Origin of the sequence: Flavobacterium terrae (assembly GCF_900142035.1) — a bacterium.
GTDB lineage: Bacteria > Bacteroidota > Bacteroidia > Flavobacteriales > Flavobacteriaceae > Flavobacterium > Flavobacterium terrae.
On sequence record NZ_FQZI01000004.1, the window covers coordinates 175558 to 190114 of the forward strand.

A 14557-nucleotide genomic window follows, 5' to 3' on the forward strand; every position below is an offset into this window, starting at 1 on the left:
TCAGCGTTTTATCACACTTTAATCTCAACTTCTACTCCACTTGGAAGCTCTAATTTCATAAGAGCATCGATAGTTTTTGAAGATGAAGAATAGATATCTAACAATCTTTTGTATGACATTACTTCGAATTGCTCTCTCGACTTTTTGTTAACGTGTGGAGAACGCAATACAGTAAAAATCTTTTTGTTTGTAGGTAATGGAATTGGACCAGTTACCACAGCTCCTGTACTTTTTACAGTTTTTACGATTTTCTCTGCTGATTTATCAACCAACATGTGATCGTAAGACTTTAATTTTATTCTGATTTTTTGACTCATTTTCTTAAAAATTAAGCGTTACCTTTTGCTTTCTTAATTACTTCCTCTGAAATGTTAGATGGAGTTTGCTCATAGTGAGAGAATTCCATTGTTGAAGTTGCACGACCTGAAGATAAAGTTCTTAAAGTTGTAACATATCCAAACATTTCTGATAATGGAACACTAGCTTTGATAGTTTTAGCACCATTTCTATCACCCATATCATTTACTTGACCACGACGACGGTTTAAGTCACCTACGATATCACCCATATTTTCTTCTGGAGTAATAACTTCAATTTTCATGATTGGTTCTAAGATTACAGCTCCAGCAGCTTTAGCCACTTCTTTGTAACCTAACTTAGCTGCTAATTCGAATGATAATGCATCCGAGTCTACCGCGTGGTAAGATCCATCTAATAAAGTAACTTTTAAACTATCTACAACATAACCAGCTAAAGGACCTGATTTCATCGCTTCGCGGAAACCTTTTTCTACAGCAGGAATATATTCTTTAGGAACGTTACCACCTTTTACTTCGTTAACAAACTGTAATCCTACAGGAGCTTTACCATCAACTACTTCAGCCGGTTCTAAACGGAAAACGATATCTCCGAATTTACCACGACCTCCAGATTGTTTTTTATAAACTTCTCTGTGTTGTGCTGATTTTGTGAAAGCTTCTTTGTATTCAACTTGTGGTTCACCTTGGTTAACCTCAACTTTGAATTCACGTTTCATACGGTCTACTAAGATATCTAAGTGAAGCTCACCCATACCAGAGATAATTGTTTGACCTGAAGCCTCATCCGTTCTAACTGTAAACGTTGGATCTTCTTCAGCTAATTTAGCTAAAGCCATACCCATTTTATCTACGTCAGCTTTTGTTTTAGGCTCGATCGCGATACCAATTACCGGATCAGGGAATTTCATAGACTCAAGAATAATTGGGTGTTTTTCATCACACATTGTATCTCCAGTCTTGATATCTTTAAATCCTACAGCAGCTCCAATATCACCTGCCTCGATATATTCGATTGGGTTTTGCTTGTTAGCGTGCATTTGGTAGATACGAGAAATACGCTCTTTGTTTCCTGAACGAGTGTTTAAGATATAAGAACCTGCATCTAAACGACCAGAATAAGCACGGAAGAAAGCTAAACGACCAACATAAGGGTCAGTAGCAATTTTAAATGCTAAAGCAGCAAAAGGCTCTTTTACATCTGGACGACGTAAGATTTTAGTTTGATCTTCTTCCAATAATTCAGCATCATCAGGGTGGATACCTTCGATACCTTCTTTATCTAAAGGAGACGGTAAATATTTACAAACTGCATCTAACATGAACTGAACTCCTTTGTTTTTGAAAGAAGAACCAGCAATCATAGGAATAATTGCCATGTCGATAGTAGCAGCTCTTAACGCAGCGTTGATTTCGTCCTCAGTGATTGAGTTCTCATCTTCCATATATTTGTCAAGTAGATTTTCATCATACTCAGCAACTGCTTCAATTAAGATTGATCTGTATTGTTTTACTTCATCTACCATATCAGCAGGAATATCAACGACGTCAAAAGTTGCCCCTTGAGTAGCATCATGCCATACGATAGCTTGGTTTTTTACTAAGTCAACAACTCCTTTGAAATCGTTTTCTTCACCAATTGGTAAAGTAATAGCAACTGCGTTAGATTTTAACATATCTCTAACTTGTTGACAAACGTTTAAGAAGTTAGAACCTTGACGGTCCATTTTGTTAACGAATCCCATACGAGGAACTCTATATTGATCAGCAAGTCTCCAGTTCGTTTCTGATTGAGGCTCAACACCATCAACAGCAGAAAATAAGAAAACTAAACCATCAAGTACACGTAATGAACGGTTTACCTCTACAGTAAAGTCAACGTGTCCTGGAGTATCAATAATATTAAAGTGGTAAGGTTTTGAATCTGCAACTAATTTACCTTGCTCTGTTGGGAAATTCCACTCACAAGTTGTAGCAGCTGAAGTAATTGTAATACCTCTTTCTTGCTCTTGCGCCATCCAGTCCATTGTTGCAGCACCATCGTGTACTTCACCAATTTTGTGTGATTTTCCAGTGTAAAATAAGATACGTTCTGTAGTTGTAGTTTTTCCTGCATCAATGTGAGCAGCAATACCTATGTTTCTTGTGAATTTTAAATCTCTAGCCATTTCTTATGAATTAAAATCTAAAGTGAGAGAATGCTTTATTAGCATCTGCCATTTTGTGAGTATCCATTCTTTTCTTAACAGCTGCACCTTCTTCTTTAGCTGCTGCTAAAATTTCAGAAGCAAGTTTACCTGCCATAGATTTCTCATTTCTTTTTCTTGCATAAAGAATTAACCATTTCATCGCCATAGAAATTTTTCTATCTGGACGAATTTGCATTGGGATTTGGAAAGTAGCTCCACCCACTCTTCTTGAACGAACTTCTACGTGAGGCATAACATTTGTTAATGCATCTTTCCAAAGCTCTAACGCTGATTTTTCAGCATCTTGTTTTTTAGATTCTACGATATCTAATGCATCATAAAATACTGTAAAAGCTGTCGATTTTTTACCATCCCACATTAAGTTATTCACAAAACGTGTAACTAATTGATCGTTAAATTTCGGATCTGGTAAAAGAGGTCTTTTTTTGGCCTGTCTTTTTCTCATGTCTTTTTCTTAAAAGTTTTTAAAAATTACTTTTTAGCGTCTTTAGGTCTCTTAGCACCATATTTAGATCTTCTTTGTGTACGACCGTTAACTCCAGCCGTATCTAAAGCACCACGAACGATGTGGTATCTAACTCCTGGTAAATCTTTTACCCTTCCGCCTCTAACTAATACTATCGAGTGCTCTTGTAGATTGTGTCCTTCTCCTGGTATGTAAGCATTCACTTCATTTCCATTAGTCAAACGTACACGCGCAACTTTACGCATTGCAGAGTTTGGTTTTTTTGGAGTAGTAGTGTAAACACGCGTACAAACACCTCTTCTTTGAGGACAAGAATCCAAAGCAGCCGATTTAGACTTCTTAGTCATTTGGGCTCTCCCTGTTCTTACTAATTGTTGAATTGTTGGCATAATTAAATACTAAAAATTACTTGTTTATAAAATCCCGTATTTTACGGGGTTGCAAATGTATATATTATTTTTGTAAAAACAAACTGTAAATTATTAATTTTCAGCAGGGTAATTTTTTAGACACTCTATTGATATTTTTTACGTTACTTTTATGAAAATTTTTGACTACAGGTGAGAATAAACTATCTGCTTTTCTTTTTTATTTTTTACTTCCAAACAAGTTTTGGACAAAATTTTTATTATCAAATTTCATCAAACAATGCCGAAGAAATAAAAAAAATTGACAGTATTGGCTATCAAAAAAAACATACTTCTGTTAAATCAATTTTAGATGAAGAACAAAAACTAGTCATTAAATATTCACAAATAGGTTACTTTGAAGCTTCTTTTGAAAATATTAAAAAAGTAAATGATTCTACTTTTTCATCTATCGTTTCATTAAACCAATTGACCCAAAAATCTCATATATATATAAGTAATGAATTGCAAAATGCAAACCCAAAAATTTTTGAAGCAAACAAAGACACCATAAAAATTAACAGTAGTGAAGTAGAAACTTATATGAATTCTGTTTTGTATAAATTTGAAAAGGCAGGATTTCCATTAGTAAAAATTCGCCTGAAAAATCACGAACAAAAAAACAACATTCTTTATTCTGAGCTAGAAGTCAAAAACGAAAAAAGAAGAACCTTAGATAACATTGTTATTAACGGTTATGAAAAATTCCCAAAAAGCCACCTCAAAAACATCTTGAGATTTTACAAAAACAAAACATTCAATCAAGAAAATTTAGAGAAATTAAACAATGATTTCAATAAATTCAAATTTGTAAAACAAACAAAATATCCTGAGATCTTATTTACCAAAGACTCTACTAAAGTATATGTTTACTTAGAAAAAAATAAAGCCAATTCGTTTGATGGTTTTATTGGTTTTACCAACGATGATGAAAGACAAAAATTAGTCATCAACGGATATCTTGACTTAAAATTTCAAAATCTTTTAAATGGTGGGGAAAAAATAAACATATACTGGAAAAGTGACGGAAAGAATCAAAAAACCTTTAATGCATCAACTGAGCTACCCTACCTATTTAAAAGCCCACTAGGAATAAAAGCTCAACTCTATATTTTTAAGCAAGATAGTATTTTTCAAAATACTCAAACTAATTTAGATTTAGGATATTACTTTAACTACAATACCAGAGCATATATAGGTTATCAAGAAGCTGAATCAAGCAATATACAAAATACTGTCAGCACTAATTTAAGTGATTTTTCAAATGTGTTTTACACAGCAAGTTTAGACTACATTGATAACGACATAAACTCAATACTTTTCCCTGACAAAACACTGTTGAATATAAAATTTGGAACTGGAAAAAGAGAAACTTCAAAATTTAATGACAATCAATATTTTGCCAAAATAGACGTATCCCATAATTTTTATCTTAATCAAAAAAACTCCGTCAATTTAAAGAGTCAGAATGCTTATCTGAAAAGTAGTAATTATTTGATAAACGAACTTTTTAGATTTGGAGGAATAAATTCCATTCGAGGTTTTAACGAAAATAGTCTACAAGGAAACCTTTTTGGGTCATTACTTTTAGAGTACCGATATTTAACCACTCAAAACCTCTACATTCACACTATAACAGATTACGCGTATCTTCAAGACAAAGCTACAAATCAAAACAACAGCTTACTTGGACTTGGACTCGGTTTAGGCTTATTAACAAAAAACGGCCTTTTCAAAATAGTTTACGCAAACGGAAGCACTGGAAGCCAGAATATTGAATTAAAAAACTCAATTGTTCAAATAAGCTTTAAAAGTCAATTCTAAGAAGAATTTTAAAAAAACTTAAATTAGAATAAAAAAAAACTTACAAGATTCAAAGAAAAACTAGCTTCTTTTTTTTTAAAAAAATAGGAAAACAAATAAAAAAACCTCATATTTGCGTCAACTAATCAAATATTTTATATAAAATGAGATCAAGATTTAAATGGATTTTTACGCTTCTTTTAGCGTTTACAATGCAGTTTTCTTTTGCTCAAGAGAAAACAATTACCGGAACGGTAACAGACGCCTCTGGGCCGCTACCTGGCGTTAACGTTGTAGTTAAAGGAACTACACGAGGTGTACAAACTGGTTTTGACGGAGGATATTCTATCAAAGCTAAAGAAGGAGAAACACTTGTATTTTCCTTCTTAGGAATGAGCGAAACAACTAGAACCATTGGAGCCACAAACACTGTGAATGTTCTAATGCAAGATGAAACTAACAAGTTAACAGAAGTTGTTGTAACGGCATTGGGAGTTGGAAGAGAAAAAAAATCTCTTGGTTATGGAACTCAAAAAGTTGATGGATCAGAAGTTAGCAAACTTCCATCTACAAATTTTGTAAACAATTTAAGTGGTAAAGTTGCTGGTTTACAAGTTAAAACTAACAACAACCTTGGAGGTTCTACAAACGTGGTAATCAGAGGATATAAGTCAATCAATGGAAACAACCAAGCGTTATTTGTTATTGACGGTATTCCTGTTGACAATTCAAATACTAATAGTAACAATCAGTTAACTGGAAGACAAGGTTACGATTATGGAAATGCAGCTTCCGATATCAATCCAAACGACATTGAGTCGATAAACGTATTAAAAGGTGCAGCCGCAACTGCCTTATACGGAGCTAGAGCAGCTAATGGTGCGATAATGATTACTACTAAAAAAGGAAAACTTGGTCAAAAAGGATTAGGTATTACATTTGATTCAAGTGTAAGTGTAGGAACAGTTGATAAATCAACTTTCGTTAAATATCAAGATCAATATGGTCAAGGTTACTTTGGTTCTTCACCAGCATTTAGAACAAATTTCGACATAAATGGAGACGGTATTAATGATTCATCAGTAAGAACAAGTGATGACGCTTCTTATGGACCTATGTTCAATCCTTCTTTATTAGTATATCAATGGGATTCATTTATGCCTGAATCTCCAAACTACAGAAAAGCAACTCCTTGGACAGCTGCAAAGAACGGACCAATTGAGTTTTTTGACAACCCAATTTCAAATTCAAACACAATCTCTATTAATGGAGGATCTGAAAAGGGAACATTTGCAGTATCTTATACAAATTTATCAGCAACTGGGCTAATGCCAAATAGCAAACAAAATAAAAACTCTTTTATTGGTAATGCAAGCTATAAATTGAGCGATAAATGGACTGCTACATTTATGGGTAATTACATTACAACAAAAACTTTAGGTAGAAATGGTACTGGTTACAACGGTAATATCTTATCTAATTTTAGACAGTGGTGGGCTACAAATGTAGATTTAAAATCCCAAAGAGATATCTATTTTGCCACAAGAAAAAATTATACTTGGAATGCTAATAGACCAAACAATTTATCACCTGCTTACTGGAACAATCCATATTTTGAAAGATATGAAAGCTACCAAAATGACTCAAGAAACAGATTCCTTGGTAACGCTAGTTTAGACTATAAAGTAACTAGTTGGCTTGATATTATGGGAAGAGTTACTGTTGATACATATTCTGAAACCCAAGAAGAAAGGTTAGCCAATGGATCTTACGGAGGTAATTCTTTTGGTATAGAGCAAAATAATGAATCATCTGGTTATCAAAAATTTGTAAGAGATGTATCAGAATTCAACTACGATTTAATGTTTAATTTCAATAAAAATCTAACAGAAAAACTTAATCTTAAAGGTATTGCGGGTATCAATATTAGAAGAAGAAATACAAACAGTGTATTAGGTTCTACTTCTGGTGGATTATATATCCCTAATTTCTTTTCATTAAATAATTCTGTTAATAAAGTTAGTCCAATTGAAACAATGTCTAAAGTTGGTGTAAACGGATATTATATTAGTGCATCTTTAGGATATGATGATTTTCTTTTCATAGATGGTACAGTAAGAAGAGATGTTTCTTCAACTTTACCAAAAGGAAATAATGCATACTACTATCCTTCTGTTTCTTCAAGTTTAGTATTTTCAAATCTGTTAAATATAGATTGGTTGTCACTAGGTAAATTAAGAGTTGGTTATGCTGAAGTAGGTAATGATGCGCCTTTCGCAAGAATTTTAGACACATACACAAAGCCTGCTCCATTTAGTTCTCCTCTTTTCTCTGTTGCATCTACAAAAAACAATTTAAATCTAGAACCTGAAAGAACTAAAAGCTGGGAAGCTGGTTTAGAAATGCAATTCTTCAAAAGAAGAGCTGGATTTGATGTTTCTGTTTATAAAACAAATACTGTAAACCAAATTGTAGATTTACCTGCATCTGAAGCTACTGGATATACAAGGCTGTATAAAAACGTAGGTAACATTGAAAACAGAGGTATTGAAGCCACAGTTAATGTATCACCTATCAAAAATGATAATTTTAAATGGGATATAACTGCTAACTGGTCTAAAAACGTTAACGAAGTTAAAGAACTAGCCCCAGGAATTGATAATTATCAACTTGGTAACTTCCAAGGAGGTGTTTCTATAAATGCAGCTGTTGGTCAACCTTATGGTATGATTCAAGGAACAGATTACGTTTATTTAAATGGACAAAGAGTAATTGACCCTTCAACTGGTAAATATCAAATTACTTCTACAAATGACAATAATCTTGGAACATTTATTCCTGATTGGAATGGAGGTATAAACAACAGATTCGAATACAAAAATGTATCATTGAGCTTTTTAGTTGATGTACAAAAAGGTGGAAAAGTATTTTCATTAGACAGATGGTATGGTGAAGGTACAGGTTTATACACCAATACAGTAGGAACTAATGACTTAGGAAATCCTATCAGAAATACTATAGCTAATGGAGGTGGTGTAATTTTACCTGGAGTTTTACCTGACGGAACACCAAATAATGTAAGATTAGATACTAGTAATGGTTTAGATGGTTATTTTGGTTATTTAGGTTCTGCAAGTAGAGATTATGTTTATGATGCTTCTTATGTAAAATTAAGAGAGGTAACAATTGGATATACATTCCCTAAGAAAATGTTAGGAAATACAATTCAAGATCTTTATTTAGGATTCTCGGGTAATAATTTATGGATAATTGACAAAAATTTACCTGATGCAGATCCTGAATCTGGTCTAAGTTCTGGAAATCTTCAAGGTTACCAATCTGGAGTATTACCTACTACTAGAAATTATGCTTTCAATTTAAAAGTTAAATTTTAAAAGAAAAAACAATGAAAAAATTTATAACCATACTAGGTCTGTTAGCAATTACAGTTTCTTGTAATGATGATGCTTTGACAGATTTAAATTTGGATGAAAAAAATCCAACTACTGTTCCTGCCGCTGCTTTATTTGGTAATGCAGAAAAGAATTTGTTTGACCAAATGGTAAACACAAATGTTAACACAAACAATTTTAGATTGTTTGTTCAACATTGGACTGAAACAACTTACTTAGATGAATCAAGATACGATATTCTTCAAAGAAACGTTCCTGACAATCACTGGAGAGCAATGTATAGAGATGTACTAAGAGACCTTAAAGAAGCATATGATGTTACATCTAAAGAAAACCCTGTTACAAATGCCGAAATAAAAGCAAAAGATAACAGACTGGCGATAATAGACCTTTTAAGCATTTATTCTTACAGCGTTCTTGTAGACACTTTTGGAGACATTCCATACAGTCAAGCTCTTAATCCTGACCAATATCCTTCACCTGTTTACGACAAAGCAAGTGACATATATCAGAATTTATTTGTTAGAGTAAATAATGCTATTACAAAGCTTGATGGTGGTTTTGCAAGTTTTGGTGACAATGACTTTGTTTATAATGGAAATGTAAATAAATGGATTAAGTTTGCAAATTCATTAAAATTAAGAATGGCTATTACTGTTGCTGATGAGCCAACTCTAGCTGCTTTAGCTAAAACAAGTGCTGAGGAAGCTGTTGCTGCTGGTGTTTTCACTTCAAGTAGTGATAATGCAACAATTCAATATTTATCAACTCAACCAAACACAAATCCTCTTTACACAGATTTAGTTTCTAGTGGAAGATATGACTTTGTTGCGGCTGAACCAATTGTAGATAAAATGAATACCCTTAACGACCCAAGAAGACAGTACTATTTTATTGATATTGCTGGTTCTTACATTGGTTGTCCTTATGCTCAAGGTGGAGATTTTGAAAACTATTCAAGTGCGGGTGATCCTGCTGGAGGTCCAGTTACAAGATTATTAGACCCAACATTAGAAGGTGTAATATTAGATTATACTGAGGTTGAATTTTACCTAGCAGAAGCTGTAGAAAGAGGATGGACTGTTGGGGGCACTGCCTCTTCACATTATGACAATGCAATAACATCTTCAATCATTTACTGGGGAGGAACTAATGCTGATGCATTAACATACTTGGCTCAAACTTCTGTTGCATATGCAACTGCAACGGGTACTTGGAAACAAAAAATTGGCGAACAAGCATGGATTGCATATTATAATAGAGGCTTCGAAGCTTGGACTTCTTACAGAAAATTAGATTTTCCTGCTTTAATAGCTCCATCTAATGCAGCTACTGCAGCTGAAGGTGAAGTTCCAAAAAGATTTACTTATCCAGTTTTAGAGCAAACTTTAAATAATTCTAATTACTCTTCAGCTTCTTCTTCAATTGGAGGAGATAAATTAAAAACAAAAATATTTTGGGATAAATTTTAAATCTAAAATATCTTCTAAAAACAGTCAGGCTAAGCTTGGCTGTTTTTTTTTATATCTTTGCCAAATGGAAAAGGAAAATCAAATATTCGGAATTAGAGCTATCATTGAAGCCATTAATGCCAAAAAAGAAGTTGATAAAGTTTTTATTCAAAAAGACGCACATGGTGATCTTATGAATGAACTTATGAAGACTATGAAGAAAAACAACATCAATTTTTCTTATGTACCAGTCGAAAAACTAAACAAGCTTACACATAACAACCATCAAGGAGCAGTTGCAACCATTGCACCAATTTCATTTCATACACTTGAAAATTTAGTAGAATCATTACTCGAGAAAGAGAAAAAACCTTTGTTATTAATTCTTGACCAATTATCTGATGCTAGAAATTTTGGAGCAATAATTCGTACTGCTGAATGTACAGGTGTTGATGGAATTATTATCCAGAAACAAGGATCTGCACCGGTTAATGGCGATACGGTAAAAACATCTGCTGGAGCCGTATTCAATATTCCAATTTGTAAAGTAGACCACATTAAAGATGCTGTATTCTACTTACAAGGATCCGGTATCAAAACCGTTGCGGCTACAGAAAAAACAGATAATAATATTTACGACATCAATTTCAACGAACCTGTAGCTATCATTATGGGAAGTGAAGACAGAGGTGTTAACCCTTCTGTTTTAAAAATTATTGACGAAAAAGCTAAACTCCCTATGTTTGGCACTATTGAATCATTAAACGTTTCTGTAGCTTGTGGTGCTTTTTTATACGAAGCAGTAAGACAAAGAATGTAAAGTATTCAAATAAAATAAATTCAAAAGGACAAACAGCAATTACTGATTGTCCTTTTTTTCTTGCTTGTAATGGTAAAAAACTTGTGAATCTGAATTAAAAAATCGAAAGACCTCATCCGCTTCAACAACCTCAGATTCTTTTGGTTTTGGAGCAAAATTCCCATTTTCATCAAAATGTTTCATAAACTCATCTTGTGAAGGATCGAAATCAGGATGCTGCCAATCGTAAACTATGGGCTTCTCATATACTTTCGAATCAATCATTCTTGACAAAACAAAACCTGCTAAAAACCCACTTAAATGGGCTTCCCATGAAATATGAACTTCAGCAGAAGGAAACATATACCAAATCATCCCTCCATACATCAAAACAATTCCGAATGACAATGCAATTAACCTATAATGTTTAGTTTGAAAACCTTCAAAAAACATAAAACTTGCTAAAACATAAACCAGTCCGCTTGCCCCAATATGATAACTTTCTCTCCCAATTAACCAAGTTCCAATTCCAGAAAGAACAACTCCCCATATTAAAACTTTCAATGACTCAATCCGATAGAAATAACGCAAAGCCATTAATAAAACAAAAAGAGAAACACTATTATTCCACAAATGATTTATATCTCCATGTAAAAAGACACTAAAAAAAATCCCTTTGATGCCTGATACTGTTCTAGGCAAAACTCCATAATCTAACAAATCTCCTGGAAGTATAATTTCTAAAAGATAGACCCCCCAAAGCACTAAAACAAAAAATAAAGGCCAAGCAATTACTGATGTAGAAAATTTAAAATCTGATTCTTTCATGCACCACACATATCAAAAATATATCCAAATCGAATTTAATGAACTTTTGTCATAATATAGTTTTCAGACTTATTTGTTTATGCTTTGATTTGGGAGTTGAAATATCTTAAATTTGGAAACATATTTTTTTTGAACTCCAAATCAAAAATCTGATTATTTACAAATAAAATGGAAGCACCTTTAGCTGAACGCATTCGACCAAAATCACTACAAGAATACATTAGTCAATCACACTTAGTGGGAGAAAATGGTTCTTTAACCAATCAGATAAGTCGTGGAATAATTCCTTCATTAATTTTATGGGGACCACCAGGTACTGGAAAAACAACATTGGCACAAATCATGGCGAATGAAAGCCAACGTCCTTTTTATGAATTGAGTGCAATTAATTCGGGAGTAAAGGACATTAGAGATGTCATAGATAAAGCGAAACAAAGTGGTGGTTTATTTACAGCGAAAAACCCTATTCTATTTATAGATGAGATTCACCGTTTTAGCAAATCTCAACAGGATTCTTTATTAGCTGCTGTTGAAAAAGGATGGGTAACACTTATAGGGGCTACGACAGAAAACCCAAGCTTTGAGGTAATACCCGCTTTATTGTCAAGATGTCAGGTATATGTTTTAAATGCTTTCACTAGAGAAGATCTTGAATCCTTGTTAGATAGAGCTATTAAGACAGATACTATATTAAAAACCAAAAACATTGAATTAAAAGAAACCGAAGCTCTCTTGAGACTTTCTGGTGGTGATGGAAGAAAGCTACTAAACATTTTCGAATTAGTCATCAACGCATCAGACAGTTCTATTGAATCAGCTTCTATTGAAATTACGAATGAAAAAGTAATGCAATTGGTTCAAAAAAACACTGTGTTATATGATAAAACTGGTGAACAACATTACGACATTGTTTCAGCTTTTATTAAATCTATTAGAGGCAGCGACCCAAATGGGGCAGTGTATTGGTTAGCCAGAATGATTGAAGGAGGTGAAGATGTAAAATTCATCGCTAGGAGAATGCTTATATTAGCTAGTGAAGACATTGGAAATGCTAATCCAACAGCTTTAATTATGGCAAACAATACTTTTCAAGCTGTTACTACAATTGGCTATCCAGAGAGCCGAATAATCTTAAGTCAATGCGCTATTTATTTAGCTACTTCCGCAAAAAGCAATGCAAGTTATATCGCTATTGGAAAAGCACAGCAAATAGTAAAACAAACTGGTGATTTACCAGTTCCTTTACACTTAAGAAACGCTCCAACAAAACTCATGAAAGAATTAGGTTATGGAGAAGAATACAAATATTCACACGATTATGCTAACAACTTTGCAGAGCAAGAATTCTTACCAACAGAAATTTCAGAAACACGTTTTTTTGAACCTGGTGAAAATGCCAGAGAAAAAGAATTAAGACAGTTTTTGAGAAATAGGTGGAAAGATAAATATGATTACTAGTAATTACAATTTAATATCCAGTTTTTCTGAAGCTGTTTTGTCTCCATCAATATATTCAAAAAACCAATTATTTTCTTTAGAAACTACTATTCCATTACTACCACTATATATCGACAAAAAAACGTTTGGATTAGATGTTCTATAAAGCAAAAGCTCCTTTTGGTTTGTTTTATTTAGAACTCTAACATAAGACTCATTGATCTCTTTTTTAACAACTTCAACAGAAACATTTTCTACATCTCTATTTTTTATTTTCTCATCAGCCTCTTCATCAAAATAGGTTTTTCCTGAATATCTATAATTCGCTTTAGAAAAAGTTGACAAAGTTTTTAATAGTACTTGATTATAAGCCTTTGCAAACACCTTCTCTCTTGTTTCTGCTAAATCTGTCGCAAATAAAAGTTTACCCTTACAATCCCTAAATTCAACTTTAAGCTTAGTCACAAAAGTGGTGTTTTCTTCGATAGCTTTCACAACCAATTTATTACAATTATAATCCATGAATCCTTCTGGTAAATCATCAGAAGTTAAATAAACCTCAAACCCTTTTTGTTGTAAAAAAGTTTTGATTGTAGAGTTTATTCTATATTGATTATCTTCTTTTTGAAAATCGAATCTAGCAGGAATGATTGCCATATTATAATCATTTAAAGAAGATTGTGATGATGCTATAAGTGACAAAAGCATTACAAGTAAAAAAATTATTTTTTTCATTATTAAAACAGTTTTTTAAGTTCGACCAAGTTAGTGATTTGATTAATGTCTTTTGAAACATTTACTTTTTCAGAGTTAAAAAAAATTGATTGCATTCCAAAATTAATTGCTCCTGCAACATCTGCATCTAAGCAATCCCCTATCATAACACTTTCTTCTTTTTGAGCACTAGCTTTTGACAAAGCATGGTCAAAAATCCCAGAATGTGGTTTTTTTACTCCTGCCATTTCCGAATTAGTTACAGTATCAAAAAAATGATGAATTCCAGAATTATTTAGTTTTTTGAACTGTACTTCAGCAAAACCATTTGTTATAATATGTAATTTATATTTTCTGTGAAGATATTCAAGAGTTTCAACACAGCCTTCAAATAAATGATTGCTATTAGGCAAATGCAAAATATAATCTTCTGAAATTTTATTAATCATTCCATCTGAAACAGAAATATTCAAAGCATCAAACGAATCTTTGAGTCTTTTATACCTCAACTCATCATGAGTTATTAAATTATTTTGATATAACTTCCAGCAAGCTTGATTGATTGGAGCATATATCTTAACAAAGTCACCAAGATTAATTTCTGGTAATACTTCTGCAAAAATTGCTGCAAAAGCTTTTTCAGAATTTTTGTCAAAATCCCAAAGCGTATGATCTAAATCAAAAAATATATGGTTTATTTTTGAATACATGT

At 32.8% G+C, this 14557-nt stretch carries 12 protein-coding genes; 5 read left to right on the plus strand and 7 right to left on the minus strand.

Features of this window, described 5'->3' with window-relative positions; all coding sequences use genetic code 11:
- Nucleotides 1–11 precede the first annotated feature (11 nt).
- From rpsJ to rpsL, 4 genes are read right to left on the minus strand one after another with little or no spacing between them, the layout of a single operon-like run.
- Entirely contained in the window at nt 12–317 is a 306-nt protein-coding gene (gene rpsJ, locus BUC09_RS11395; RefSeq protein ID WP_073311719.1) for a 30S ribosomal protein S10, read from the minus strand.
- A gap of 11 nt (nt 318–328) precedes the next feature.
- Complete coding sequence (fusA, locus tag BUC09_RS11400; RefSeq protein WP_073311720.1) at nt 329–2485, minus strand: elongation factor G; 2157 nt, start codon at nt 2483–2485, stop codon at nt 329–331.
- A 10-nt stretch (nt 2486–2495) separates the two neighbouring features.
- Nucleotides 2496–2972 carry a 30S ribosomal protein S7 gene (gene rpsG / locus BUC09_RS11405; RefSeq protein ID WP_073311721.1) on the minus strand — a complete coding sequence of 159 codons (477 nt, stop codon included), beginning with the start codon at nt 2970–2972 and terminating at the stop codon, nt 2496–2498.
- Nucleotides 2973–2998: 26 nt separating this feature from the next.
- Complete coding sequence (rpsL, locus tag BUC09_RS11410; RefSeq protein ID WP_073311722.1) at nt 2999–3382, minus strand: 30S ribosomal protein S12; 384 nt, start codon at nt 3380–3382, stop codon at nt 2999–3001.
- A 171-nt stretch (nt 3383–3553) separates the two neighbouring features.
- Here rpsL and BUC09_RS11415 point away from each other — a divergent pair, with 171 nt between their 5' ends.
- The 4 genes from BUC09_RS11415 to rlmB all read left to right on the plus strand — a co-directional run bounded on the left by BUC09_RS11415 (nt 3554) and on the right by rlmB (nt 10887).
- Nucleotides 3554–5224 carry a POTRA domain-containing protein gene (locus BUC09_RS11415; RefSeq protein WP_234972582.1) on the plus strand — a complete coding sequence of 557 codons (1671 nt, stop codon included), beginning with the start codon at nt 3554–3556 and terminating at the stop codon, nt 5222–5224.
- Between the two features lie 143 nt (nt 5225–5367).
- Nucleotides 5368–8598: a SusC/RagA family TonB-linked outer membrane protein gene (locus BUC09_RS11420; protein WP_073311723.1), complete on the plus strand. Its 3231-nt coding sequence runs from the start codon at nt 5368–5370 to the stop codon at nt 8596–8598.
- A gap of 11 nt (nt 8599–8609) precedes the next feature.
- A complete protein-coding gene (locus BUC09_RS11425; protein ID WP_073311724.1) occupies nt 8610–10088 on the plus strand; it encodes a SusD/RagB family nutrient-binding outer membrane lipoprotein in 1479 nt (492 codons plus the stop codon).
- 64 nt (nt 10089–10152) lie between these two features.
- Nucleotides 10153–10887 carry a 23S rRNA (guanosine(2251)-2'-O)-methyltransferase RlmB gene (gene rlmB / locus BUC09_RS11430; RefSeq protein WP_073311725.1) on the plus strand — a complete coding sequence of 245 codons (735 nt, stop codon included), beginning with the start codon at nt 10153–10155 and terminating at the stop codon, nt 10885–10887.
- A gap of 39 nt (nt 10888–10926) precedes the next feature.
- Here rlmB and BUC09_RS11435 read toward each other — a convergent pair whose 3' ends face one another.
- Entirely contained in the window at nt 10927–11694 is a 768-nt protein-coding gene (locus tag BUC09_RS11435) for a rhomboid family intramembrane serine protease (RefSeq protein ID WP_073311726.1), read from the minus strand.
- 168 nt (nt 11695–11862) lie between these two features.
- On the opposite strand from BUC09_RS11435, the gene BUC09_RS11440 reads away from it, so the two are divergent.
- A complete protein-coding gene (locus BUC09_RS11440; RefSeq protein ID WP_073311727.1) occupies nt 11863–13152 on the plus strand; it encodes a replication-associated recombination protein A in 1290 nt (429 codons plus the stop codon).
- Between the two features lie 3 nt (nt 13153–13155).
- On the opposite strand, the gene BUC09_RS11445 is transcribed toward BUC09_RS11440, so the two are convergent.
- A complete protein-coding gene (locus tag BUC09_RS11445) occupies nt 13156–13866 on the minus strand; it encodes a hypothetical protein (RefSeq protein ID WP_073311728.1) in 711 nt (236 codons plus the stop codon).
- Between the two features lie 2 nt (nt 13867–13868).
- Nucleotides 13869–14555, minus strand: a complete 687-nt coding sequence (locus BUC09_RS11450; RefSeq protein WP_073311729.1) for a YjjG family noncanonical pyrimidine nucleotidase — start codon at nt 14553–14555, stop codon at nt 13869–13871.
- Nucleotides 14556–14557 lie beyond the last annotated feature (2 nt).

What these genes read in the sequence shown, in the direction of transcription:
- rpsJ (WP_073311719.1), bottom strand. Translation starts at nt 317, where the DNA reads ATGAGTCAAAAAATCAGAATAAAATTAAAGTCTTACGATCACATGTTG.
- fusA (WP_073311720.1), bottom strand. Translation starts at nt 2,485, where the DNA reads ATGGCTAGAGATTTAAAATTCACAAGAAACATAGGTATTGCTGCTCAC.
- rpsG (WP_073311721.1), bottom strand. Translation starts at nt 2,972, where the DNA reads ATGAGAAAAAGACAGGCCAAAAAAAGACCTCTTTTACCAGATCCGAAA.
- rpsL (WP_073311722.1), bottom strand. Translation starts at nt 3,382, where the DNA reads ATGCCAACAATTCAACAATTAGTAAGAACAGGGAGAGCCCAAATGACT.
- BUC09_RS11420 (WP_073311723.1), top strand. Translation starts at nt 5,368, where the DNA reads ATGAGATCAAGATTTAAATGGATTTTTACGCTTCTTTTAGCGTTTACA.
- BUC09_RS11425 (WP_073311724.1), top strand. Translation starts at nt 8,610, where the DNA reads ATGAAAAAATTTATAACCATACTAGGTCTGTTAGCAATTACAGTTTCT.
- rlmB (WP_073311725.1), top strand. Translation starts at nt 10,153, where the DNA reads ATGGAAAAGGAAAATCAAATATTCGGAATTAGAGCTATCATTGAAGCC.
- BUC09_RS11435 (WP_073311726.1), bottom strand. Translation starts at nt 11,694, where the DNA reads ATGAAAGAATCAGATTTTAAATTTTCTACATCAGTAATTGCTTGGCCT.
- BUC09_RS11440 (WP_073311727.1), top strand. Translation starts at nt 11,863, where the DNA reads ATGGAAGCACCTTTAGCTGAACGCATTCGACCAAAATCACTACAAGAA.
- BUC09_RS11445 (WP_073311728.1), bottom strand. Translation starts at nt 13,866, where the DNA reads ATGAAAAAAATAATTTTTTTACTTGTAATGCTTTTGTCACTTATAGCA.
- BUC09_RS11450 (WP_073311729.1), bottom strand. Translation starts at nt 14,555, where the DNA reads ATGTATTCAAAAATAAACCATATATTTTTTGATTTAGATCATACGCTT.